Here is a 23842-nt window from a genome sequence, read left to right on the forward strand (position 1 = left end):
TAGAATAAGATTAATTATAAAATCATCTTTTACAACTCAAATATATATTTAGAATACTATTTATTCAACATATTTATTATTAAGTTAATTTGGAGTAGAATTCAGAGATTTTACATTGAGGAGAAAAACATGTATATGATTCCAAAGTTGACTGCTAAAATTATGTTAGCACTCTGTCTAGGCCTTTTTATATCTAGTATGCCACTTGAGGCAGCTAAAAAACCACTCTCACCAGAGAAACAGCTTAAAAAAGATATAAAATATAAAAAATTTGCAGAAAAGCAAATCAATAGGATTCCAGGTTACTTTCAAAAAACAAATTATAAAAGTGTAGAAAGAACAATTGAACAAGCAAAAAAATATATTGCTAAGATATCTGAAGGTTATATGTCATCACCTGATGGACTTGCTTTGCAAGATAAACTTAATGGTTATGAAAAACAATATATTCAGCTTTCAACTAATAAAGCGCAGCAATCAGCTGCTGCAAATGAGCTAATAGATCAAAAGGCTAGGTATGGACAGGCCGTACGTGGTTTTGATGATCTTCTTACTCTTCTTAATGTTGGTAAAACAAAAGAGTTAAAGAACTATAATGCATCATTATCTAAAGTTGAGTTTGTAGATAAAAACTTACCAGGTTTTTTAGCTTATGAAAATGATTTTAGAAAAAACTTTGCTACTTTGATAAAAAATCATCCAGATTATGGATATCAAGGCTCAATGATTACTATCAAAGTGAGTTTTGTTTTAGATATGTTTAAAAATGCTAAAATATACAGAGACAACCTAAAAAGTCTTATTGCTGGGTCAAACATTGATGACTTTATTGCTAAAAAAACGGATGCTTTAAATTTATTAAAATCTAAAGGCTATATTTACTATGACTCGCTAGATGACCTTTTTCATAATGGAAGCAATAAATATTTTAATCAAGATAAAATCGGTTCTATACCTCAAGACAAACTTGATAAAGTTGCAGCTATTAAAAAAGAGATGGTAAAAGTTATTAAAAATACTGATCGTAAATGGAACTCAAGTGATTATCCAAATGATTCAGGTGATGTTAAAAAAGTTGCAAGTAGATTTGCTAAAAATAAAGGTGGTGAATTAATAGCTTATGGAGCCAATAAATCTGCAACTCTTTATAAAAATGGCTTAGGTATCCCTTTATACAAAGGTTATCCTGGTATGGTTATTCTTCATATGAAAGATGAACCATTTAACCGAGGTTATTTTACTGAATTTAAAGACCCTTATGATGGAACAGGCTATCCTGGTATTTCTGTTATGAGAAAAGTACAAGGTAAGATTATTATTTTAGAAAAATAATTCTAATAAGGCTTGAATTAAGTATTCAAGCCTTATTCTTCTCTAACATTTTTTCCTGACCAATCCTATAAAGGGCAAAATCATACTTTACAGGGTCATTTATATCAAATTTTCTCAGAGCTTCTGTCAATTCTAAAACAGCTTTAAAATCATAACTCTTTCTTTTTATAAGTCCTAATTTTTGTCCAATATTAAAAGTATGAGTATCAAGAGGCATTAGTAAATCTTTTTTATCTATACTTGTCCAAAGACCCAAATCAAGATTGTCTTTTCGTACCATCCAACGAAGATACATATGCCACCTTTTATATGGAGAATTATTTTTACATGTAGGGATTTTTCCAATCAAAAATTCATATCCACGAGAGCGGTAAGAATTTAAGTCGTACATGTAAGAGATTATAAAAGATAACCCTTCCATGACATCAAATTTTTTTTTATATCCTTCGTAAAATTGTGATTCTAAAGATGTACTTTGTTTTAATAATTTCATTGTTTTAAAAAACTCAATCACATCTTGATTTGACTGAAATCTATAATAACTCTTTTCTAAACTTTTTTCTAAGATAGTATTGTTTTTTTCGAGCAATGAAAAATCAAGTGATTTTAAAAATTTCATTATTGATTGTACATTACCATAGGCAAAAAGTGCGCATATCAATGAAATATATTCATCTTTATATATCGAAGCTATTAAAAGAGGATCGGGTTTATCTTCATTTAACTCAAAATGTGAATTTCTTTTAATTATCTCTTTTTCTAATAATTCATAAACTTTATTCACTTTGAGACTCTTTGGAGTCTGTTTTTGTTTGTAAGTAATCAGATATATTTATTAAAGAGTATGTCACAATAAATATCATAAGTCCAGGAAAGAAACTTAACCACCAAGCAATGTCAATAACTTCTTTTCCTTCACTTAAAATTGTACCCCAACTAATTTGAGGAGGATTTATACCGATTCCTAAAAAACTTAGACCACTTTCAGCAAGTATTGCTCCACTAATACCAAAAGTAAAACTAATAAAAAATATAGGTGCTAACATTGGAGTAAAATACTTAAGTATTATCTTTAAACTATTGACTTTACCAATTGTCAATATTTTAATAAATGGTGCATTAGATATAGCAAAACTTTCACTTCTTATCATCCTAGCCATACTCATCCATCCTGTTATTGATATAACAACAATAATCACCCAAACAGATGCATTAACATAACTTATAAGTGCCAAGAGTAAGAAAAAAGTTGGGAAAGTAAGAAAAAGATCTATCAAAACTATAATTGTTTTATCTGTTTTACCTTTAAAAAATCCTGCACTAACTCCTATAATAAGACCTAATAAACTTGTTATTATAGAGCTAATTAATCCTATCTTTAAAGAAATTTTACCACCTTCAATTATTCTAGCTAATAAATCTCTTCCAAGTCTATCTGTACCCAATGGAAATTCAAAAGATGGTGCTAAAAGTATTGCTTCTGGATTTAACTCATAAGCATTTCCAGAATATACATATCCTGCAAAAAAGCATACTAGTAATATAAAACAAATTGATAATGTACTATAAAGAGGAAACTTCACTATTGCTTTAAGCCTAAAAGAGTATCTAACATTTGATCTACTGTAGTTATCACTTTTGCATTAGCTCCATAAGAAGCTTGAAACTTAATTAAAGCAGATAACTCCTCATCCACATTCACACCACTTATAGATTGAAATTCGGCATTAACTGTATTAAAAAGAGCAGAACTTGTTTCATAAAGCCTTCCTGCTGTTTGTCCATCTGTTGCAATTTCTGTTGTAACATATCGATAAAAACCTTCTATAGTTTCTGAAATATTAGAGTTATTACCCATACTAAACTCTAATTTTTCATATTGTATTTGAATCATATTATTTGCTACATCATTATTTCCATCTACTGGTGCTCCATATGCATTCATTTTTGTTGGATCTTTTACATATTCAGTGGTAACGCTAATATCAGCTGCACTTTCTCCTTTAAAAAATGAACTTAATCCTATAGCTCCCGCAAAATTTGTTCCATGATCATCTACAGCAATAGTATATCCAGATAAGCTATCTTTAGATGAAAAACTTAGTTTACCTTTATTTGTATCATCATCATACATATAATAAGCAGTAAAATAATCATCAACATCATTTAATGCATTATTATCTCCATTATCATCAGTTGATGTATTAAATTGCCCTACAATACTATTTGCTGTACCATCATCCATAGTTGTTAACGTATTAATATTTACAGCTTTCCTTGCAACTTCATTCCCTTGTTTATCATAAACAATAACATCAAAAGTTCCATCTTTTATACTTTTATTATAACTTTCTAAAGAAATATTTTCTTCTAACCCTGAATTCGATAGTGATACCATATCTTCTTGTGCACTTTGTGCATATACGTTATTTGTTTCTTCTATAAGAGTTTTTGCAAATGAATCTAAATTATCAATATAACCTTGTAAAGTTCCATCTTCTGGATAACCATTATTAGAACCAGGAACTATACTTCTTCCTCTTAAATCAAGCATTGCACCAATTTTACCACCTGCTAGCTTATTAGTGATTTCAACAGTAGATCCATCTTGGCTTTTTGAATAGATTGAATAATAACTACTTCCATTTTTTTCATTATTGATTTCAATAGGATGAAAAGTCATACCATCAACAAAAGAGTGTCCTGATATATTTAAATTATAATCTCTTCCTTGATCAGTAAGGTTAGGATCTATAACATTATCTGATTCTACATTACCTTTAAAAACAGATATGTCTACAAGTTTAGAAAGAGTCAACTCAAGCTGATCTCTTTGATCTCTTAAATCATTTGCTCTATTAGGCTCTATTACTTCAACACTACTTATTGCTTTATTTAACTCTACGATTTGTTCACCTATACGATTCAGTTCATTGACATTTGTTATCAATTCTTCATTAACAGAATCTTGTAACTTTCTAATATTATTTCTTGAATTTTGTAGATTACTAGCAAGAGTTTCTGAATTTTGAACTAATGCTATTTTTTGTGCAGCATCATCTGGATTAGATGCTAAGTCGTTCCATGAAGCAAAATAGTTTTGTATATCAACTCCTACACCACTATCATTTAAATCAGGAAAATATTTTGATACTTCTTCAAGTGTTTTTTTGTTATAAGAGTCATAAGAAAGATCCCCTGAACTCTCTCTTAATCTTGTATATACAAATTCATCATGAATTCTAACAATAGTAGTAACACTAACTCCAGTTCCTATGTCTCCTGGATCAGTGTGTAATGGTTCACTTGCTTGAGTTACTACACGTTGCCTTGTATAGTATGCATTATCTGCATTTGCTATATTATGCCCTGTTGTTGACATTGCTAATTCAGAAGCTTTTAATCCAGAGACCCCCGTCCCTAATGTACTAAATAAACTCATAATTAAGCCCTCACTTGTAAAAATGAAGCTGGTTTATGATTATAGTTTTTATAACCTTCTCGAACTCTAGGAAAAACTCTATCAAGAAGTGTATTGTAAAATTCGCTTACTGTCACAACAAATCTAGCATATTCTTTATTTTTAGTTTTTAAAATAGAAAGTTTATTTTTCATAGCATCGAGCATTTTCTTTTGAGTATCGTCCAAAATATCTTCTAAAGATTTATTTGGGTTATCTCTTACTAACTTAATTAATTCATTATCTAAAAGAGCTTTTTTATTTTCAAACGATTTAATCAAATCATTTTTTATCTTTGTTCTATCAAAGATGACTTCATGTCTAGCCTCTTTTATATCCAAAATGTCTTTACTAGTTAATTCTATTAAATTGTCAATATCTTCTACTGAACTTTTAAGATAATGTGATAACATGATTCTGTCCTTATTTCATGGACTAAATCAAATCTTCGGCTATGGCCTCCGCAGTCTTTCGTGAATCAACTTTATATTCACCACTTTGTATCTGCTCTTTTATAGATTCGACTTTATCCATCTCTTTTGGTTTGTCAACAGGAGTAGACTCTTTTTTATTATTAGAGTTAACCTGTTGCAAATAAGCTGATGATCCAGCTGCAACTTTTGAAATCATTTTTGACCTTTCATATATAACTTATACTCTTATATCGGTCAAAAACAATAAACCTTAACGCCCCTCTTTTAAAAATCCAAATAACATTTCACTAAATCCAAATTTACCTGTTAAAGAATTACTCATAGCATCGTTATACATTGAGTTATATATCTTATCACCAGCATCTTTTTCAAAAAGTTTATTATCATTTTTTAGTGAAATATCTAAAACCTTTTTAATAAAAAAAGCTTCAAATTTATCTGTTTGCTCTTTCAATTGAGCATCACTACTATTTTCTACTTTTATATTTTGCGGACTATATGTTGTATGCATAAGTGCCATTGAATTATCAATCATTAGATTACCTCCAATTTAGCTCTAATTGCACCAGCTCTTTTTATATTTTCTATAATAGAAATAATATCTTTAGGTTTTGCCCCTAATTTATGAAGAGCTCTTGTAATATTTGCTACTGTTATTTTGTCGTTTTCCATGTTTAATAAATTTTCATTTACCCCTATATGAACTCCATCTTTCATATTTAAACCATCTGTAAGTTCTTCTTCCACAATTTTTTTCTTAGGTGAAATTTTTATTGTGATATCTCCATGTGTAATTATGATTGGATCAACTGCTATATTAATACCAGAAATTATAGTACCTGTTCTTTCATCAATAACTATCTTTTCTTCTTTTTGATATTGAACATTTACCTCTAAAGTTTTAGCTAGAAACTCAACCATTGATACACTAGCAGGCTTCATAAGTCTTATAGTTCTTGGATCAATTGCAACTGCTATGTCTTCTTGAAAAAAGTCATTTAAACCATTTTGAACTGAAACAGCAGTTTTAAAATTAGAGTCTTTTAAGCTAAGATTTGCAAAGTTTTGATTATAAATATCATAAACAATTTCTTTTTCAATTATTCCGCCATTAAAAATAGTTCCTGCTGTTGTATGATTTGCTACGCCACCACCTTTTCCATTTCGACCACCTATTGTGACTGATCCTTGAGAAAGTGCATATATATTTCCATCAACACCTTTTAATGCTGTCATTAAAAGAGTACCACCTTCAAGAGATTTTGAATCACCTATTGAAGAAATAGTAACATCTAGTCGATCTCCTTGTCTAGCAAAAGCTGGAAGAGCTGCTGTTACCATAACTGCTGCAACATTTTTTGATTTGATATCTGCTGGGTCAATTTTTACATTTACTGTTTGAAGAAGGTTAGAAAGAGATCTGATTGTAAACTCTGAAGAAGAACCATCCCCTGTTCCATTAAGTCCAACAACCAAACCATATCCAATAACTTGATTTTCTCTAACGCCTATAATATTAGCAATCTCTCTAATTTTTTCAGCATTTAAAGATGTGATAGTTAATAGTAGTAAGATGAAAGCACTTACAATTCTCATAATCTTCCTTTGACATATTTGTATATGTTAAAGCAATTGGTGTTCCACTTTACTGTCTTCTTTTACTTGAACAAAGTCCAAGTAAAATTCATATCACTGAAGCACAACCTTTGGTCGCATTTTAATTCTTATAAAGAAAGAAAATGGAAATTAATCCATTTTTACATGTAAAGATTTAAACGTAGTATGATAGAGAGCTTTTTCCAAATTTTTTGGTTTTTTTGAGAGTATAAGTAGAGATGCTTTCAGGCATTTTTTGTGAGCTCATATGTTCGACTATTATAAGTAGAGATAATTCCTTTGGAATCATAGATATGATTTCTAATGTTTTTTCATATATGTTTTCCATACCTTCTCTAATAGAAAAAGGAGGGTCAAAATAAAAAAAAGCAGGTTTTTTTAATGTTTTAATAAATTTTGGAAACTCTTCAAAACTATTTCCATTTATACATGTAGTATCATTTTTTGCAATATTAAAACAATTTTCTCTTAGTATTTTATAGGCATTTTTATCTTTTTCAAAAAAGTAAGCATGTGAAGCACCACGACTCAGTGCTTCTAATCCTATCGAACCACTACCACCAAAAACTTCTACAAAATTTTCTCCAACTATATCAAACTGAAGAGTGTTAAATAAAGACTCTTTCATAATTGATTTTGTACTTCTAGTACTATCAGAGGAAGGAAGTTTAATATTTAAATTTTTATATTTTCCTGCTACTATTTTTTTTGTTAACTCTTTACTCTTCATAATAATCTTTTATAATATTTACTAAATCATCTCTAAAATTATTTGTTAATTTAGTTATTTTTTCTTCTAATTCATTTATATCTATTTTCTTTACCATATTTACATTTTTTTCTATATTTTGTTCATTCATAGTGCTATAAAATTTTTCTATAGCCATAATTAAAGAACTTTTAGAAAAAGGAATATTTAAATCTGAATCATCGGAAGAAATAAAAAATAGTGGCTTATCTATTTCTATATGGCTATCACTTATAACAAAATCACATTGCTTATAAGGACTTAAATAGTTTTTTAAAAATATTTCTAAAGATTTTTCCAATAAGACTGATTGACATGCCAAAGCAATTTTCACAAACCTACTCCCAATAATTTTTCCTAATATTATACTAATTCTAATAATAACCATATAAAATTAAAAAAAAAAAAAATTTAGTCGATGTATAGTTTATAAAAGTACATAATAAATTGTCAAGGAGGACAAAATGGATATTTTTAGTACAACGAGTAAACAAGTTGAATCAGCAGTTGCTACACCAAAAGCTGAAGCTCCAACGCAAGTTAGACAAGTTGAAAATTCTCATCAAATGGCAAAAAGTGCTAGAGAGAATACTCAAGAGAAACAAGATATTTCAGAAGAGTTAACGGCAACGGTCAAAAAATTAAACGATAATATGGAAGCATTAGATACCAATGTTAAATTTGGTTTTAATGATAAAATCAATACCATGTTCGTTAATGTTATGGAAAGAAGTAGTGGAAAAATGATTAGAAAAATTCCGACAGAAGAAGCTATGCTCCTATCTGAAAAAATGCAAGAAATCATAGGAACTATCTTTGATAAAAAAGGATAAATAATGGCATCTACAATGACATCTTTAGGACTTGGTAGTGATGGTGTACTAAGCTATGATATTATTGATCAACTTAGAGAAGTTGATGAGAGTAATCAAGTAAAACCACTTGAAGCTAAGATTGAGACAAATACAACAAAACAATCAGATTTGTCTATAATAAGTACTTTGACTTCTACTTTCAAAGCATCAACTAGTTCTCTTTCAGATGAACTAAGTTATTTACAAAGAAGTGCTTTAGTATCTGATGATGCAATTTCTGTAACAGTAGAAGCAGGAACTAACATACAAAATTTTAATATAGATATACAAAATCTTGCATTAAAAGATGTTTATCAAAGTAAATCTTTTGCTAATAAAAATACAACATTTGCTTCTGGTAATGATACAATACGATTAAGTATCGATGGGCAAGATTATGATATTGATGTTGATTCTACTACTTCAATTACTGAATTAAAAGATAAAATTACTGATGCAACTGATGGAAAAATTAGCGCTTCAATATTAAATGTAGGTGGAGATGAACCCTATAAACTAATAATACAATCAACCGACACTGGTGAAAATAATGCTATAACAATGACGTCTACTGGAGATAGTTTATTCAATTTGGGTTTAACAAACTATGAATATACAGCTAGTACTCCAACTGGTTCATATACAGGTGCTGGAGATACTCTCACTTTTAACATTAATGGTACAGATTATGATATAAGTGTTAGTACAGGAGATAGTATTACAGAAATCCAATCCAAAATTGATGCAAATTTAGGTAATGTTCTAACTTCAAAAATAGAAAATGGTGTTCTTGTATTTGAATCAACTGATACAAATATGTCAATCTCATCACTAGATGGTTCTGATATAATTTTTGGGCTGGACAATACTTCATCAGCACAAACAAACCATATTCAAAATGCTACCGATGCCTCTTTTAAATATAATGGAATTAATATTACTAGAGATAGTAACACTATAGATGACTTGGTAGAAGGAACAACTATAACTCTTAATAAAAATACTGGATTAAGTAATGTATCTATAACACAAAATACTTCAGATATATCAGATAATCTAGAAGCTTTTGTAAACAGTTATAATGAGCTTATAAGTAATCTAAATGAATCTACGAAATATGATGAAAATAGTGGTGCCGCAGGTAATTTTCAAAATGTTAATGAAATAAAAATATTAAAGTCAGATATTAATAAACAACTTCTACTTTCAGATATTGTACCAAGAACTGAAGAAGAAATAGATCAGTTATTAATAGAAGGAAAAGAAGAAGATCCTAATTTTTCAAGGGACAAGATAGGAAATACAAGAACAAGAAGTCTCAATGATTTTGGTATTACTTTAAACGAATCTGGAATTTTAGAATTTGATAAAAGTATCTTTGATGCAAAAATATCTGAAAATCCAACTGACTTAGAAGATTTTTTCAGAGGATCAACAACTTATTCTCAAACTAAGATAGAAGGTTTTGCTATTAACGGAACTACTCCAAATGATATTTTAAATGGTGATTTAGTAATTAATGATACAAATATAGTAGTTAGTTTAACTGGTACAGCATCGGAACAAGCACAAGCACTTAAGGAAGCAATTAACAATGCAAATATTGAAGGTGTAGTAGCTAATCTAAATAGTGATGGTCTTGGCATAAATCTCATAGAATCTTCAGGTTATGATATATCAGTTTCTGGAGATGCAACAAAACTTGAAAATATTGGATTAAGCGAAAAAACAGTTTATTCACAAAGTGAAACAAAAGAAGGCTATTTTACAAAATTTAATTCTTTATTAGCAAGTTATGTAACTGGTACCGAATCTATACTTGAATTATATAATACTCAACTACACACACAAAATCAATCATTAATTGATGAAAAAACAAAAACAATAGAATCATTAGACCAAAAATATGATACTATGGCAACAAGATTTGCTGCATATGATTCTATCATCAATAAATTAAATAATCAATTTCAATCACTTTCAATGATGATTGAACAATCAAACTCTAGTAATAATTAAGGAAAAATTATGAAATCAAATTTAGCGTACTCAGCATATTCACAAAATAATGTATCAATAGAATCTTCAGAAAAATTAATAAAAATGCTCTATGAAGGAATATTAAAATTTGCTTCACAAGCAAAAAGATCAATTGAAGCTAATGACATAGAAAAAAGAGTATATTGGATAAATAGAACAACGGCTATATTCTCAGAACTTATAAATTCACTTAATTATGATAGTGGAGATATTTCACACTACTTAAGTGGTCTTTATACACAACAAATAGCTCTATTAACTGAATGTAACATTACAAATAATACAGCAAAATTAGATGAAGTTATTAATGTAACAAAAATTCTATTACAAGCATGGAATGAGGAAACTGTCAATGAAATGGTTGAGTAGTTTAAAACTAGCTATTATCGACAATAATATAAATGTTATAGAAAAACTCATTAATGAAGTTCCTATAATAACAAAAATAGATGAAGCTAAAGAAGCTAAAGCACTCATCGAAGAAGCCATCTCTATTGTGCAAATTGAAAAACAAAAAACTCTTGAAACAATGAATAAAATCAAAAGGACTAAAGCTTTTTTAAATAGTCATTAATCTTCACAATAGCAATATTACCATCTTTTGCATGTAAAATTTACATGTAAAAGACTCTATTCTTTCCTGTACTTTTAGCTTTATATTGTGCTTTATCGGCTCTTTCAATAAAACTCAAATAAGTATCTTCTTCATCAATCTCAGTTACACCAAAACTACACGTTATCTTTATATCATGTTCAAAAGTTTTTTCTGAAAGCTCTATTCTTACTCTATCTGCCAAATCAAGTGCTTCTTTTTTATTTGTATATGGCAAAAGGATTATAAATTCTTCACCTCCCCATCTAATAAATGAATCTACTCCACGTATCTTTTTCTTAAAAAATATAGCAATAGCTGATAGAACTTCATCTCCAACATTATGCCCATATGTATCATTAATACTTTTAAAATCATCTACATCAAAAAAGATTAGTGAAGATGGCTGAGAATATCTTTTTTTCATATTTAACTCATATTTAAAAAGCTCTTCAAAAATATATCTATTATGAATTTTTGTAAGAGGGTCAATATGGCTACTCTTTTCAATTTTTCTTTTTTCTATTTCATACGCTGTTATATCTGCAAATGATAGTATATATTCAACATCACCCCTATCATTTCTTTCTCTACTACCATTAATAAGAAAAGCTCTTACATCATAATTTGGTAAATCAATTATTGTTGAAACATATTTATTTTTAGGGTGATCAACTATATCAATAATAGTTTTTGTATCTAGTTTACTTAAAAAATCATGATATATTTTACAATCTAGAATGATATCTTCTTTTGAATATCTTTTTGAAAACTCTTCAATACTCTCCACCTCAAAAGTTTCAAAAAACTTAGCATTTGCTCTTTTTATATCAAATTCTTCATTTAAAATAAGAATCATATTTGATTGTTTATCAATAATTTTTTGCTCATACGTTTCATAATATTTATTTTGAAATCTAGAGTGTATTAAAACAGCAGAATCATATAAAACATTTAACAGTCTGCCTTTTTCTACAGGTTTAAGTAAAAAGCTATTTATATTTTGAGAAATTGCAGTAATAAAAAATTCACTTTGTTGAGTGCTTGTAGTTAAAATCACTATACTGTTTTCATCAATTTCACGTAATTTTTTAAGAGTTTCAATATTTATTTCATTTGATATTTTTAGATCTAAAATTACAATATCAGGTCTATAGCAAAAAAAAGATTTTATGCCTTCTTCTGAACAATTAGCAGTATAAGCTTTCTTTACATGTGAAGATAAAAATGTATTCATGACTTTAGCTTCTGAACTATCATCACTTATGTGTAAAACATTGCAAAGCTCAAGTAATTTTCCATTGTCTATTTTTTCATGCATAATACACTCCTACTTAATTACAATTGTACTATAATATAGTAAATATTTAACAAAGGTTTTAATGATGCAATACAGATATATTGGAAAAAGTGGATTAAGAGTCACCCCAATCTGCCTTGGTACTATGACATTTGGTACGTCTGCAGATAAAAAAGAATCTTTTAAAATTATGGATAAAGCTTATGATATGGGAATCAATTTTTTTGATACAGCTGAGCTTTATCCAGTACCTCCTTCGGGTGAATATGCAGGGCTTACAGAAGAGATTATAGGTGAATGGTTGCAAACTAAACCTAGAGACTCTATCATACTCGCTTCTAAAGTTGCAGGTGCTGCAAACGGTTGGTTTGTTCCTCCTATTAGACATGGTCTTACAGCAATTGATAGGTTTCACATTACTAAAGCGCTAGAAAATACTTTAAAAAGATTAAAAACTGATTATATAGATCTTTACCAAGTTCACTGGCCTGATATGAGTGTACCTATTGAAGAGAGTTTATATGTTCTTGATGAATTTGTAAAACAAGGGAAAATTAGATACATTGGAACTTCTAATGATAGTGCATATGGTCTTACAAAATCAAATGAAGTATCAAAGTTTAAAAATTTAACAAGATTTCAATCTATTCAAAACAATTTCTCAATGCTTAATAGAAGATTTATGGACGAATTATCAAATGTGTGCAGAAAAGAAAATATATCATTACTCCCCTACTCTCCATTAGCAGGTGGTGTGCTAACAGGAAAATATAACCAAAAATTTTATCCTGAAAATGCAAGGTTTGCAAAGTATTTAAACAATCCAAACCCTCGAATACAAGCTCAAGCAAAAAGATTTGTAAATGATAAAACATTATCTTCTGTTGAAGAGTACCTAAAAATAGCAAAAGAGTACGATGTAAGTTTAACAACACTTGCTACTGCATGGAGTATGCACTTTGATTTTATTGCTTCTACTATTATTGGAGCAAGTAATGCAGATCAACTCGATGATACTTTGGCTGCATTTGAATATAAAATTAGTGATGAACTCATGAGAAAGCTTGATGCTGTTCATGAAGATATTTTATACCCTATGGGCTAAAAATGACCATTAATTCGAAATGTCCTTGTGGTAGTGGTGAAAAATATAAAAAATGTTGTAATCCATACCACAAAGGTAAAATAGCTCAAAGTGCCTTACTTTTGATGAAATCAAGATATTCTGCATTTGTTTACAATGAGTACAAATATATTATAAATACCACACACAGTACAACAAGGGATACAAATATAGAAGCTGTTAAAAACTTTTCTAAGCAAACCAAATTTGAAAATCTTCAAATCATTCACTTTGAAGAAAATGAAAATGAAGCCTACGTTACGTTTAAAGCAACTCTTTTTTCAAACTCACAAGATATCTCTTTTACTGAAAAAAGTAAATTTTTAAAAGAAAACAATAAATGGTATTATGTAAACGGAGAATTTATCTAATTCTCCAATTTTTTAAGTCAAATATATCTTCTGTAGCACTTACTTTACTAAAGCCAACATTTGTAAGATAACTAAGTCTTCCTTGTGAGAGGCAAACAACAAATCTTTCATCAAAAACTGCATAGTTTTTTCCTCTAAGATAAGCAAACAGTTCTTCAAAAGAAGATGGCTGTCTATAATCTTGGTCTGTAATATTATATGAAATTGTATCTTTTAATACTTCTATAAAATCTTCATTCTTAGCAACCCAAGAAGGCACTGTCCAACTCTGCTCTAAATAATTATAATTTCCAAATATTTCCGAGTTTTTTAAAACTACTTTACTTTTCTTGTTCAAATGTATCCAACCATATTAATAAATCTTTAATAGGCATAGGCCTACCATATAAATATCCTTGTCCCTCATGACAACCATTTTTTTCTAAAAAATCTTCTTGTTTTTTAGTTTCAATACCCTCAGCAATACTTATCATTTTCATACCATCTGATAAATTTATAATAGAATTTACAATTGAACAAGCATTCTCATCTTGTGGAATATTTCTAACAAATGACATATCAATTTTCAGTTTATCTATTGGCAGTTTTTGAAGATAACTCAAAGACGAATACCCCGTTCCAAAATCATCAATTGCTATTTTTACACCACTTTCTTGCATACTAGACAAAAGATTTATCCACATATTTGGTTCATTCATAATTGTAGATTCTGTTACTTCTAATTCTATTGTATTTGGATCTATTTTAGTCATTTTTATAACTTTATTTAAAGTAGTCAAAAAATCACTATGTTCTATTTGCACACCTGAAACATTAATAGAAACCCTGCCTAAAAAATTGTTTTCTTTTTGCAGTTTCACGACATCACTACAAGCTTGATAAAGAACAAACTCCCCTATCTCTATTATCATTCTTGTCTCTTCTGCATACTTTATAAACTTACTAGGAGCAAAAATTCCATATTGAGGATGATTCCACCTTATAAGTGCTTCTAAACCTATTACTTCTTTTGTTTTTAAATTTATTTGCGGTTGATAATAAACAATAAATTCTTTTTTTATAATTGCATCTTTTAATTGACTTTCAATATTAACCGTTTCGTAAGAGGCTAAACTCATATCTTTTGTAAAAAATCTATAAGCATTTTTTCCAGCATCTTTTGCACTATACATAGCAATATCAGCATTTTTAATAAGCATTTCTTTGTCCATACCATCATCAGGATACAAACTAATACCAATACTCGCTGAGATAAAAAACTTCTGTTTATTTACTATAAAAGTATCTTTTAATAATGTTTGTATTTTAAAAATAGCATTTTTTATCTCTGTTTTATCATTTATATTTTCTAATAACAATACAAATTCATCTCCACCAATTCTAGAAAGAGTATCAGCTTTTCTTATAGCACTTTTAATCCTACTCGCAACTTGAATTAATACCTCATCACCGTAACTATGTCCATAACTGTCATTTATCTTTTTAAAATTATCCAAATCTATAAAACATATAGCTATTTTATTTTTTAATCTACTAGAATTTTCGATTGCATGTGTAATTCTATCTATCAGTAAGGTTCTATTTGGGAGTTTTGTTAGAACATCATGATGAGCTAAAAATGAAAGCATTTTTTCTGAATCTTTTGACTTTGTTATATCATTAAAAACTATAATATAATTTGTAATAACACTATTCTCATCTCTTACTACATTTACATTTAAATGTGCTGGATAGGATGTTCCTGTCTTTTTGAGATTTTCAACTTCACCACTCCAAAAATTTTCTTTAGATACTATTTCAAAAATTTCATTAAAAAAATCTCCTTCTGTATCATTTTGCATAATTTTTACTGGCTTATTTACAACATCTTCTTCCTTATAACCAGTTATTTGCGAAAATGCTGTATTTACAGTAATAATATGTTTTTGGGCATCACAAATAAGTACAGCTTCACTTGTATTTTGAAATACCTTTGCCCAAAGTTTTAATTTTTCTTCGATTATTTTAATTTGTGTAATATCTTTGGCTGATATTACAAATCCAAAAGGTAGTTTCTCCTGCGCTTGATAATAAGGGAAAAAACTAGTTTGCAAACATCTATCTTTGCCATCTTTATTGTACCAAACATCTTCAATAAAAGATTCTCCTACCAATGCCCTATCATGCAAAGGTTTTATTGTTTTTTGAAACATTTCTTCACCAAATAAATTATTTGCTGTTTTATTTTCAATATCTTCCCTATTTTTTCTAAAAAATTTCAAATATGTTTCATTTACAGCAAGATATACATAATTTCTATCAACCATAGACAAAAAATCACCAGAAGTATTTACAATATGCTTATAAAGTTTTAAATTTTTTTCTAGTTTTATTTTATTATCCAACATAAAATTTGCATGTTCTGCCATTAAGTCAAACTCTTCTATCTTCAATTTATTTCTATCAATCTTTTTATTTGATTTTAAAACTGAGTTTAGAAACTCTACAAATATAACAAAATCTGTTTTTATCTTTTTACCTAATCTAGAATATATCCACATAAATAAAATCATTATAAATAATGAAATTACTAAAGTAACAATAGATGTTTCAATAAGCTCTTTTTTCATATCTTCTTTCAGTTTTACTATCTCTTTATGAATATCATCTATATACACTCCAGCACCAACATACCACTCCCATTCAGGGATACCCTGCGTGTAACTAAGCTTTAATGAATTTTGTTCATTTTCTAAAGAAGGCATTGTATACTCCAAAAAGCCCCCTCCATTTTTTGCATTTTTTATAAGTTCTCTTACGATATATATGCCATTTTCATCTTGAATATCATACATATTTTTCCCAGTTGCAGGATAAGATAACCCTAAACCATCCCACTGTGCAATAAAAATATAATTTCTATGGTCATAATTAAATTCCATCTGTTTTATATTTGATAAAATATACTTTTGTATCTCTTTTTTAATATTATTTTCATAAACTCCTACACCAATAATCCATCCAAATTGTTTAAAAAGTTTTATGTACGTTATTTTGTTTTGTTCTTGATTCTTTCTACTTCCCCATAAATAAGTATAGTAACCTTCTGATTTATTTTTAACAAGAGATATTGCCTCTTTAGTAACAAAAACACCTTTAGAATTTTGAAACTCTAAAACATTGGTACCTTCATACTTAGGTCTATCTCCAGAAAGCCTTATATATCCATCTAAATCTGCTATGAAATATGATTCGTTATTTTCATATCGTATAGTTCTTAAAGCTTCAATTGTTATTTGTTTAATTTCTTCTAGAGGTTTGGTATTTTTATATTGATTATAGAGTTGCTCCGCTATTTTGTAAGCTATTAAAACACGTTTTTTTAAAAATTCTTTTTTTTGCTTTTCTATCTTTTTTTTATTATATTTTATCAACTCTATAAAGTGTTCAACACCTGATTTTAAATTATCCTTTTTACTTTGCATATATTCTTGTTTTAAAATTTCTGATTTTTTTTGAAATTTGTTATAATTAGTAGCAATATTAACTAGCATAAAAACTACACAAAAAAGTACCAATAATCCAGCTGTTGAAACAGATAAATACTTCAGTAAATTTACTTTTTTATTCATTATTATGCCTATTAATGAGTATTTGGTTTCTATTATACTATAATTGCTCAAAGTTTTTTTTAATAATTTAAAGGATTTATTATAAAAATTCCAATACTTCTTACACTATGCGTACTTTTTTGGTCTGGAAACTTCATTATAGGTCGTGCTATTCACGAAGATGTAGATCCTATACAGCTTGCTCTATTTCGCTGGAGTGGTGTTGCAATTCTCGTTTTTCCCATATTGGTCAAAAACTTTTCTAAGATTATACAAACTCTCAAATCAAACTTTCTTATTTTAAGTGCTTTAGCCCTCCTTGGTATCACCTGTTTTAATACTTTGTTGTATGTAGGACTTCACTATACAGCAGCTACAAATGCTCTACTAATCAACTCTTTTGTCCCTATTTTGATTTTAGTATTGTCCTATTTTATTTTGAAAATAAAAATCAAATTGATACAATTTTCTGGCATAGTTTTATCTACATGTGGGGTGATATTTCTCATCTTAAGAGGGGAGCTTTCAACACTCACTCATTTAGAACTAAACTATGGTGATATTTGGGTTTTATCTTCATCTCTAACTTGGGCTTTTTACTCTGTATTATTAAAATTCAAGCCAAAAAATCTCAATGATTTTGAATTTTTTACAACTATTGTATATATTGGACTATTTTGGTTAGTGATTGCTTATACGCTTATGGGTTATTCTATAAGTGAAGATATTGTTTTAGTTCAAAAGCATTATGCTCCTATCTTGTATGTAGCAATCTTTCCTTCTTTTGTCTCTTATTACTTTTGGCATCAAGGTATCCATAAAATAGGAGCCAATAAAACAGGTCAGTTTACGCATCTCATGCCTCTTTTTGGCTCATTTTTAGCGTATCTATTTTTAGGAGAAAAACTCCATCTTTATCATATTATTGGCGCAATTTTTATAGGTATTGGTATATATTTATCTCTTTTTACAAAAAAGGAAAAAGCATGAGTCAATGGGACAAAAAAGCAAAAAACTACTCCCGCTATAGTGAAGATAAAAATAGCTTTGATAAAAAAATATTTAAAGCACTAGAGTCTTTACATGTAAAGCTTACAAACAAAACTCTTTTAGACATAGGATGTGGCACAGGAGTATATACTTTACAAGCAGCAAAACAGTGTCTACATGTAAAGGCTATTGACTCTTCTAAGGAGATGCTTGAAGTCTTAAAACAAGATGCTAAAACACTTAATCTTACAAATATAGAAACTTTACATGTAAGTTGGGATGAGTTTACATGTAAAGAGTCTTATGACTATGCACTATGCACTATGTCACCAGCTTTAAGAGATGAAAAAGATTTTATCAAAATGGACAATTGTGCAACTACAAAAATCTACCTAGGATGGGCAGGAAAACGTGATTCAAATATACTTGATTTACTTTTTAAAGCACATGGACAAATATATACTGCACCAAATGGTTCAAAAAAATTACAAAACTGGTTAGATAAAAATAAAAGATTTTATCATCTTATCCCTTTTGAAGAAACGAAGATAAGTAAAAGAGATCTCAAAAAATCTATAGAAAACTTTCAATGGCACCTAGAAATAAGAGGCATAGTCCCAAATATAAACAAAATAGAAGAAATCCTAAAAAAGCTCTGTGATGAGAATGATAATATAACAGAAACTACAGAAAGTTATTTTAATTTGATTATATGGTAAGAAGAGTTATCATGCAAAAATATGGTATAATCTTCTTATGAAAACATCAATCCAAAGTAACCTAAAAATGGCATTTACAATGCTTGAACTCGTTTTTGTTATCGTTATCGTTGGTATTTTATCAGTTATGATAGCACCAAGTTTTAACAATAATAATGCAAGAAAAGCTGCTGACCAAATTATAAGCCATATTAGATATACACAACACTTGGCTATGATGGATAATAAATTTGATCCGGCAGTTGGCACATGGTTTCAACAACGATGGTATATAGAATTTGTCCCTGACCCTATTAATGCTGGAAATGACATTTATTCGATTAGGTCTAATGGAAACTATGCAAACAATATAATTGATCCTACAAAGCGATTAACTGGTGATAGTACAGTAAATCTTCGAACACCTGAATTAGATTTAACTGCTGAATATGGAACCAACCTTAGAGTTACTACTTGTGGAAGAACACTATCTTTTGATAATATGGGGAGACCATATTTAATTAATCCTAATGCTGCTGCAACTGCATATGTAAATATATTACAAGTTCCTTGTACCCTTACTTTTAATGATGGTGTAAATGATGCTACGATAGAAATACAACCTGAAACTGGATACGTTAGAATTCAATAAGTTAGTTATTTTCAGAGTAATTAAAGGCACAGCGATAAGCCGAGTTATGTCGTGGGTGATTATTTATCTACTTGTTATTTTACAATAACACTCTAGCGAATGGTAGAATTATGAGACTGACCAATCCATTCTTGCTGCAGGTTGGGTTTACAAAGCTCTTATGATTACTCAAAAGACTGGTGGGCTCTTACCCCGCCGTTTCACCTTTTCCATCTCAATACGACATCAAGAGCAAAGCTCTTTATATCTGCGCTAAGCGCTGTACCGCTAAAGCACAAAGATAGTTACCTATCTTCGTAACTTCACAATGGTAGTCTATTTTCTGTTGCACTTTCCCTTGGGTTACCCCAGCCGTCCGTTAGACGGAACCATGTCTCATTGCAGCCCGGACTTTCCTCTTCGACTTATGTCAAAGCAATCACCTGCCGTACCTTTAAGGTCGAGATTATAGCATATTATTTTAGATTGTGTGTAAGTTCTTCCAATACCACTGTAGCATAAGAGCCTTTTGGTAAAGAAAAATGCATCTCAAACCAATTTTCTTCATCTATGTACTTGTATTCAACATCTTTCAAAAATGCCCAACCGAATCTACGAGTACCGTCCATCTGCTTTAAAAATGGCTCAGCTTCGCCATATATCTTCGTATCCATCTCTTGAACAAAACCTTCACTTTGCATACTTCTATGCCCTGGAAGCCATCCTGTTATAGTCGTATCTTCTTCCTCAAATCTTTTTATTTCTGTTTCCAAGTCTTCAACAATAAAAGGTTTTCCATTTGGATAGTGATGAGCAACATCACCTTCAAACATTTTTAGAAACTTTTTTTGTTTTTTGAGTGATTTTATTAGTTCTTTAGAAAAACCAAGTGCTTTTGCTGCGTCTTCATCATTGAAAGATTCTAAAATATGCCCTATTTCAAGACGAGATGATAACCATTCGTTAAAAAGGTAACTTTGATATGCACTGATAAAAAACATCTTCATTTTTCTTTGACGCTCTTTTCTTTTGCCTTCTAAGATTTCACGTCCTAAAATATAGTTATCTCCATCTCTACCAAATCTTTGATAACCAAAAAAGTTAGGGAAACCCTCTTTTTTCAGAGTTTTAAGTGCATTTATGAGTTTTTGTCCATCTACTTTATTGACACGCTTCAGTCTTATAAAAAATCTATTGCCTTTTAGATGCCCTACTCTTATTTTGTTGTTATGATACGTTTTTGAAAGTATCTTTATCTTGTCATCTTTAAAGTTTTCAAGTTTTGCTTCAAAACTTTTATGAACCGATACATATTGTGTAGTCATGCCGTCTTTATCTTTGAGTCCAGCATATCCAAAATCTCTTGTTTTGGCTCCACAGACTTCACTTAAACGTTGTACCATTTGCCACGTGGTTAAGTCTTTTTTTCTTACATGTAAGATGAGATGTTCACCTTCACCACTAAATTCATATAGAGGTATTTCATTTACTACAAAATCATTAGCAGTTTTTGTAAAAAGTACGTCAATAGGGGAATGGTTTAAAAAAAATAATCGTTTCATTGTATTGCTCTTTTAAGTCTAGGATAGTGTGTATTTATTGAAAAAGTTACCAAAACTTAATATAGCTAAAGCCCTCTTTCTTCATACAATAAGTGACATTATATCTGAGCTGCTTAATAGTTTCCTTAAATGAGCTATCCAATCAATAGAAATCAAACATCTAACGCAGAAGCTAAGATTATTGATGATATCTTTAAAGTACTTTTATAAACTAATTAAAAGTTGTTTTCAAGTTATATAAAATTTATGGAAGTTAAAAATGGTGGATGGGGATATAGGATTCGAACCTATGAATGCCACGACCAAAACGTGGTGCCTTACCGCTTGGCGAATCCCCATCATGATGTTTAAAAAAATGGTTGCGGGAGCCGGATTTGAACCAGCGACCTTCGGGTTATGAGCCCGACGAGCTACCAAACTGCTCTATCCCGCGACATTTAAAAGTATTTCACTGTGTAAGTGAGGTGAAATTATAGTCGATTTTTATTTGTTTGTCAAGGGCTTTTTTGTATAATAATTAAAATTTTATACAAAGATAGGAAAAACATGACAGCTATACAAAGAGTTAAGCAAGCAATTGAAGATGTAAAACAAGGTAAAATGGTCGTAATGGTCGATGATGAAGACCGTGAAAACGAAGGAGATTTGGTTTATCCTGCTACATTTTCAACACCAGAAAAAGTAAATTTTATGGCAACTGAAGCGAAAGGTCTTATATGTGTATCTGTGTCTGATGATATTGCAAAGAGATTAAATCTAACTCCTATGGTAGTGAAAAATGACTGCCAATTAGAAACAGCTTTTACAGTTTCAGTAGATGCAAGAGTTTGTACTACAGGAATTTCAGCTCATGAAAGAGATATTACAATAAAAATATTAGCAGATTGTGCTAGTAGTGCAAATGAGCTAGCACGTCCCGGACATATATTCCCTCTTATAGCCAAAAAAGGTGGGGCACTAGTACGTACAGGTCATACAGAAGGTTCAATTGACTTATGCCGTTTAGCAGGTCTTTCAGATTCTGCTGTTATTTGTGAAATCATGAAAGAAGATGGAACAATGGCTAGACGTGATGACTTAGATATCTTTTGTGAAAAACATGGTCTTCATATAGTATATATTTCAGATATTGTTGAATATAGAATGCAGCATGAATCTTTAGTAAGAGAAATTGCGTCAGCAAATACAAACTTTTTAGGTACAGAAGCAAAACGTATAGATATGGTTGATCATGAAGACAATCATCATATCGTATATACTTTTGGCGAAGTGAAAAAAGAATCTGCTGTTAAATTTCACAATATCATTCCTGATATTGAATTATTTTCTGATAATGAAAAATTTGATGCTATGATTAAAGCTATTTCACATTTAAAAGAGCATGGCGGAGTATTAATATTTTTAGATGATGAAAATTCTCCAAAAAGAGAAGTAAAAGAGTATGGTATTGGTGCTCAAATACTTAAAAAATTAGGCGTTGAAAAAATTCAACTTTTAACAACATCAAAAGGTAAAGAGTTTGTTGGGCTAAGTGGATTTGGTCTAGATATAGCTGAAGAATTATAATAAAAAGCCTCTTGAGAGGCTTTTTAATTTTAAAACTCTTTTGGTACGCTACAGTCTAACTCTTCTTGTTTTTTTGCAAGTTCAATAATATCTTTTTGAGTTAGATTCCCTAGCAAACATATTGCACCTAACTTCATGCACCAAACTCTTAATGTTTCTAACTCTTTTTCTTCTTGTTTTAATTGAGATGAAACACTCCAAGAGCGTATACTTTTTATCTCTTTATAACCAAGTAAATCTGTAATTTCTCTATCTTGTATTTTATTTTCTACTACTGAAAGAATCTGCTCTTCATTTAAACCTGATTGGTTTACTCTATATCCAAGTATCAGTGCTTTTGCACGTTCTGGATACTTTGTTTTGATTTTATCAAAGCTATTGCCATAATACTTCAATGCTGGGATAATATCTTTTGTTTTATATATTTTTTCTATTTCCATATGATTTGGTTTTATCATTAATTTTCCTATTTTTTATTCTCATGTTTTAACAACCACTCTTTATTATCAAGTCCACTAGCATATCCTACAAGTTTACCACTGCTTCCTATGACTCTATGACAAGGAATTATGATACCTATAGGGTTTTTATTATTTGCACCACCAACTGCTCTTACAGCTTTTGGATTACCTATAATTGTAGCAATATCTTTATAACTTCTTGTTTCACCATAAGGTATATTTTGCAAAGCTTTCCAAACATTTTGCTGAAATTCAGTACCTTTTGTAAACTCAATAGGTATATCAAAACTTTTTAGCTTTCCACTAAAATACCTATCCAACTGTTCTTTACATGTAGAGAGAATTTTAGAAATTTGTTTTGGATTTTCCTCTGCATATTGCACGAAACTAAGCCCTTCTAAAGAAGATTCCGAACAGCATAATTTCAAGATACCAATAGGTGAATTATAGTAGTATGTTGTTTTCATACGGTA

At 29.5% G+C, this 23842-nt stretch carries 26 protein-coding genes, 2 tRNA genes and 1 other RNA gene; 11 read left to right on the forward strand and 18 right to left on the reverse strand.

The window, feature by feature from the left end; all coding sequences use genetic code 11:
- The first annotated feature begins 129 nt into the window (after positions 1–129).
- Positions 130–1332 (forward strand): hypothetical protein, encoded by a 1203-nt coding sequence (locus K354_RS0108820; protein WP_024955138.1) that lies wholly within the window; start codon positions 130–132, stop codon positions 1330–1332.
- Between the two features lie 25 nt (positions 1333–1357).
- On the opposite strand, the gene K354_RS0108825 is transcribed toward K354_RS0108820, so the two are convergent.
- From K354_RS0108825 to K354_RS0108865, 9 genes are all read right to left on the reverse strand, one after another.
- The gene (locus tag K354_RS0108825) at positions 1358–2116 is read right to left on the reverse strand and encodes a TIGR02757 family protein (protein ID WP_024955139.1); all 759 of its coding nucleotides are present in this window, start codon (positions 2114–2116) and stop codon (positions 1358–1360) included.
- The gene (locus K354_RS0108830) at positions 2109–2918 is read right to left on the reverse strand and encodes an ABC transporter permease (protein WP_024955140.1); all 810 of its coding nucleotides are present in this window, start codon (positions 2916–2918) and stop codon (positions 2109–2111) included. The genes K354_RS0108825 and K354_RS0108830 overlap by 8 nt, the downstream gene beginning before the upstream one ends.
- A complete protein-coding gene (flgK, locus tag K354_RS0108835) occupies positions 2915–4774 on the reverse strand; it encodes a flagellar hook-associated protein FlgK (RefSeq protein ID WP_024955141.1) in 1860 nt (619 codons plus the stop codon). Before flgK ends, K354_RS0108830 begins: the two co-directional genes overlap by 4 nt.
- Positions 4775–4776: 2 nt before the next feature.
- Positions 4777–5205 (reverse strand): hypothetical protein, encoded by a 429-nt coding sequence (locus tag K354_RS0108840; RefSeq protein WP_024955142.1) that lies wholly within the window; start codon positions 5203–5205, stop codon positions 4777–4779.
- Between the two features lie 22 nt (positions 5206–5227).
- On the reverse strand, positions 5228–5422 hold the full coding sequence (locus K354_RS0108845; protein ID WP_024955143.1) for a flagellar biosynthesis anti-sigma factor FlgM: 195 nt from the start codon (positions 5420–5422) through the stop codon (positions 5228–5230).
- A 54-nt stretch (positions 5423–5476) separates the two neighbouring features.
- The gene (locus K354_RS0108850) at positions 5477–5737 is read right to left on the reverse strand and encodes a rod-binding protein (protein ID WP_245600599.1); all 261 of its coding nucleotides are present in this window, start codon (positions 5735–5737) and stop codon (positions 5477–5479) included.
- Between the two features lie 23 nt (positions 5738–5760).
- Positions 5761–6822, reverse strand: a complete 1062-nt coding sequence (locus K354_RS0108855) for a flagellar basal body P-ring protein FlgI (protein WP_024955145.1) — start codon at positions 6820–6822, stop codon at positions 5761–5763.
- Positions 6823–6997: 175 nt separating this feature from the next.
- Positions 6998–7573, reverse strand: coding sequence for a 16S rRNA (guanine(966)-N(2))-methyltransferase RsmD (gene rsmD, locus K354_RS0108860; RefSeq protein ID WP_024955146.1), 576 nt, complete (start codon positions 7571–7573; stop codon positions 6998–7000).
- Complete coding sequence (locus K354_RS0108865; RefSeq protein WP_024955147.1) at positions 7563–7925, reverse strand: hypothetical protein; 363 nt, start codon at positions 7923–7925, stop codon at positions 7563–7565. Before K354_RS0108865 ends, rsmD begins: the two co-directional genes overlap by 11 nt.
- 130 nt (positions 7926–8055) lie before the next feature.
- Between K354_RS0108865 and K354_RS0108870 the strand changes: the two genes are divergently transcribed.
- The 4 genes from K354_RS0108870 to K354_RS0108885 are packed head-to-tail and all read left to right on the forward strand — an operon-like array spanning position 8056 to position 11059.
- Complete coding sequence (locus K354_RS0108870) at positions 8056–8424, forward strand: flagellar protein FlaG (protein WP_024955148.1); 369 nt, start codon at positions 8056–8058, stop codon at positions 8422–8424.
- 3 nt (positions 8425–8427) lie between these two features.
- Positions 8428–10464: a flagellar filament capping protein FliD gene (gene fliD / locus K354_RS0108875; protein ID WP_024955149.1), complete on the forward strand. Its 2037-nt coding sequence runs from the start codon at positions 8428–8430 to the stop codon at positions 10462–10464.
- A 9-nt stretch (positions 10465–10473) separates the two neighbouring features.
- Entirely contained in the window at positions 10474–10854 is a 381-nt protein-coding gene (gene fliS / locus K354_RS0108880; RefSeq protein WP_024955150.1) for a flagellar export chaperone FliS, read from the forward strand.
- Positions 10838–11059, forward strand: a complete 222-nt coding sequence (locus K354_RS0108885; protein WP_024955151.1) for a hypothetical protein — start codon at positions 10838–10840, stop codon at positions 11057–11059. The genes fliS and K354_RS0108885 overlap by 17 nt, the downstream gene beginning before the upstream one ends.
- Before the next feature lie 40 nt (positions 11060–11099).
- Here the strand turns inward: K354_RS0108885 and K354_RS0108890 are convergent, their stop codons facing one another.
- Positions 11100–12398 (reverse strand): GGDEF domain-containing response regulator, encoded by a 1299-nt coding sequence (locus K354_RS0108890; RefSeq protein WP_024955152.1) that lies wholly within the window; start codon positions 12396–12398, stop codon positions 11100–11102.
- Positions 12399–12462: 64 nt separating this feature from the next.
- Here K354_RS0108890 and K354_RS0108895 point away from each other — a divergent pair, with 64 nt between their 5' ends.
- Together K354_RS0108895 and K354_RS0108900 are read left to right on the forward strand one after the other, a co-directional pair.
- Positions 12463–13482: an aldo/keto reductase gene (locus tag K354_RS0108895; RefSeq protein WP_024955153.1), complete on the forward strand. Its 1020-nt coding sequence runs from the start codon at positions 12463–12465 to the stop codon at positions 13480–13482.
- Between the two features lie 2 nt (positions 13483–13484).
- Positions 13485–13871 (forward strand): YchJ family protein, encoded by a 387-nt coding sequence (locus tag K354_RS0108900; RefSeq protein WP_024955154.1) that lies wholly within the window; start codon positions 13485–13487, stop codon positions 13869–13871.
- Here K354_RS0108900 and K354_RS0108905 read toward each other — a convergent pair.
- Together K354_RS0108905 and K354_RS14710 are read right to left on the reverse strand one after the other, a co-directional pair.
- Complete coding sequence (locus K354_RS0108905) at positions 13864–14208, reverse strand: hypothetical protein (protein ID WP_024955155.1); 345 nt, start codon at positions 14206–14208, stop codon at positions 13864–13866. The genes K354_RS0108900 and K354_RS0108905 overlap by 8 nt on opposite strands.
- The gene (locus K354_RS14710) at positions 14192–17482 is read right to left on the reverse strand and encodes a cache domain-containing protein (RefSeq protein WP_024955156.1); all 3291 of its coding nucleotides are present in this window, start codon (positions 17480–17482) and stop codon (positions 14192–14194) included. The genes K354_RS0108905 and K354_RS14710 overlap by 17 nt, the downstream gene beginning before the upstream one ends.
- Before the next feature lie 93 nt (positions 17483–17575).
- Here K354_RS14710 and K354_RS0108915 point away from each other — a divergent pair, with 93 nt between their 5' ends.
- The 3 genes from K354_RS0108915 to K354_RS0108925 are packed head-to-tail and all read left to right on the forward strand — an operon-like array spanning position 17576 to position 19801.
- Complete coding sequence (locus K354_RS0108915; protein ID WP_281169405.1) at positions 17576–18451, forward strand: DMT family transporter; 876 nt, start codon at positions 17576–17578, stop codon at positions 18449–18451.
- Entirely contained in the window at positions 18448–19170 is a 723-nt protein-coding gene (locus K354_RS0108920) for a class I SAM-dependent methyltransferase (protein ID WP_024955158.1), read from the forward strand. The genes K354_RS0108915 and K354_RS0108920 overlap by 4 nt, the downstream gene beginning before the upstream one ends.
- A 37-nt stretch (positions 19171–19207) precedes the next feature.
- Positions 19208–19801 carry a pilus assembly FimT family protein gene (locus K354_RS0108925; RefSeq protein WP_024955159.1) on the forward strand — a complete coding sequence of 198 codons (594 nt, stop codon included), beginning with the start codon at positions 19208–19210 and terminating at the stop codon, positions 19799–19801.
- 19 nt (positions 19802–19820) lie between these two features.
- Here the strand turns inward: K354_RS0108925 and rnpB are convergent.
- From rnpB to K354_RS0108940, 4 genes are all read right to left on the reverse strand, one after another.
- Positions 19821–20235: RNase P RNA component class A (gene rnpB, locus K354_RS14720), an RNA gene on the reverse strand.
- A gap of 21 nt (positions 20236–20256) precedes the next feature.
- Entirely contained in the window at positions 20257–21342 is a 1086-nt protein-coding gene (gene truD, locus K354_RS0108930) for a tRNA pseudouridine(13) synthase TruD (protein ID WP_024955160.1), read from the reverse strand.
- A gap of 263 nt (positions 21343–21605) precedes the next feature.
- Positions 21606–21680: transfer RNA gene (locus K354_RS0108935), tRNA-Gln, on the reverse strand.
- An 18-nt stretch (positions 21681–21698) separates the two neighbouring features.
- Positions 21699–21775 (reverse strand) — tRNA-Met (locus K354_RS0108940).
- A gap of 113 nt (positions 21776–21888) precedes the next feature.
- On the opposite strand from K354_RS0108940, the gene K354_RS0108945 reads away from it, so the two are divergent.
- Complete coding sequence (locus K354_RS0108945; RefSeq protein WP_024955161.1) at positions 21889–22908, forward strand: bifunctional 3,4-dihydroxy-2-butanone 4-phosphate synthase/GTP cyclohydrolase II; 1020 nt, start codon at positions 21889–21891, stop codon at positions 22906–22908.
- 29 nt (positions 22909–22937) lie between these two features.
- On the opposite strand, the gene K354_RS0108950 is transcribed toward K354_RS0108945, so the two are convergent.
- On the reverse strand, positions 22938–23366 hold the full coding sequence (locus tag K354_RS0108950) for a hypothetical protein (protein WP_024955162.1): 429 nt from the start codon (positions 23364–23366) through the stop codon (positions 22938–22940).
- A gap of 8 nt (positions 23367–23374) precedes the next feature.
- Positions 23375–23836: a methylated-DNA--[protein]-cysteine S-methyltransferase gene (locus K354_RS0108955; RefSeq protein WP_024955163.1), complete on the reverse strand. Its 462-nt coding sequence runs from the start codon at positions 23834–23836 to the stop codon at positions 23375–23377.
- Positions 23837–23842: the final 6 nt, after the last annotated feature.

It is taken from the genome of Sulfurospirillum arcachonense DSM 9755, assembly GCF_000597725.1.
In the GTDB taxonomy this organism is placed as follows: domain Bacteria; phylum Campylobacterota; class Campylobacteria; order Campylobacterales; family Sulfurospirillaceae; genus Sulfurospirillum_A; species Sulfurospirillum_A arcachonense.

Coding starts and splice junctions, on each gene's coding strand:
- K354_RS0108820 (WP_024955138.1), top strand. CDS start 130: ATGTATATGATTCCAAAGTTGACTGCTAAAATTATGTTAGCACTCTGT.
- flgK (WP_024955141.1), bottom strand. CDS start 4,774: ATGAGTTTATTTAGTACATTAGGGACGGGGGTCTCTGGATTAAAAGCT.
- K354_RS0108840 (WP_024955142.1), bottom strand. CDS start 5,205: ATGTTATCACATTATCTTAAAAGTTCAGTAGAAGATATTGACAATTTA.
- K354_RS0108845 (WP_024955143.1), bottom strand. CDS start 5,422: ATGATTTCAAAAGTTGCAGCTGGATCATCAGCTTATTTGCAACAGGTT.
- K354_RS0108850 (WP_245600599.1), bottom strand. CDS start 5,737: ATGCATACAACATATAGTCCGCAAAATATAAAAGTAGAAAATAGTAGT.
- K354_RS0108855 (WP_024955145.1), bottom strand. CDS start 6,822: ATGAGAATTGTAAGTGCTTTCATCTTACTACTATTAACTATCACATCT.
- rsmD (WP_024955146.1), bottom strand. CDS start 7,573: ATGAAGAGTAAAGAGTTAACAAAAAAAATAGTAGCAGGAAAATATAAA.
- K354_RS0108870 (WP_024955148.1), top strand. CDS start 8,056: ATGGATATTTTTAGTACAACGAGTAAACAAGTTGAATCAGCAGTTGCT.
- fliD (WP_024955149.1), top strand. CDS start 8,428: ATGGCATCTACAATGACATCTTTAGGACTTGGTAGTGATGGTGTACTA.
- fliS (WP_024955150.1), top strand. CDS start 10,474: ATGAAATCAAATTTAGCGTACTCAGCATATTCACAAAATAATGTATCA.
- K354_RS0108885 (WP_024955151.1), top strand. CDS start 10,838: ATGAAATGGTTGAGTAGTTTAAAACTAGCTATTATCGACAATAATATA.
- K354_RS0108890 (WP_024955152.1), bottom strand. CDS start 12,398: ATGCATGAAAAAATAGACAATGGAAAATTACTTGAGCTTTGCAATGTT.
- K354_RS0108895 (WP_024955153.1), top strand. CDS start 12,463: ATGCAATACAGATATATTGGAAAAAGTGGATTAAGAGTCACCCCAATC.
- K354_RS0108900 (WP_024955154.1), top strand. CDS start 13,485: ATGACCATTAATTCGAAATGTCCTTGTGGTAGTGGTGAAAAATATAAA.
- K354_RS14710 (WP_024955156.1), bottom strand. CDS start 17,482: ATGAATAAAAAAGTAAATTTACTGAAGTATTTATCTGTTTCAACAGCT.
- K354_RS0108920 (WP_024955158.1), top strand. CDS start 18,448: ATGAGTCAATGGGACAAAAAAGCAAAAAACTACTCCCGCTATAGTGAA.
- K354_RS0108925 (WP_024955159.1), top strand. CDS start 19,208: ATGAAAACATCAATCCAAAGTAACCTAAAAATGGCATTTACAATGCTT.
- truD (WP_024955160.1), bottom strand. CDS start 21,342: ATGAAACGATTATTTTTTTTAAACCATTCCCCTATTGACGTACTTTTT.
- K354_RS0108945 (WP_024955161.1), top strand. CDS start 21,889: ATGACAGCTATACAAAGAGTTAAGCAAGCAATTGAAGATGTAAAACAA.
- K354_RS0108950 (WP_024955162.1), bottom strand. CDS start 23,366: ATGATAAAACCAAATCATATGGAAATAGAAAAAATATATAAAACAAAA.
- K354_RS0108955 (WP_024955163.1), bottom strand. CDS start 23,836: ATGAAAACAACATACTACTATAATTCACCTATTGGTATCTTGAAATTA.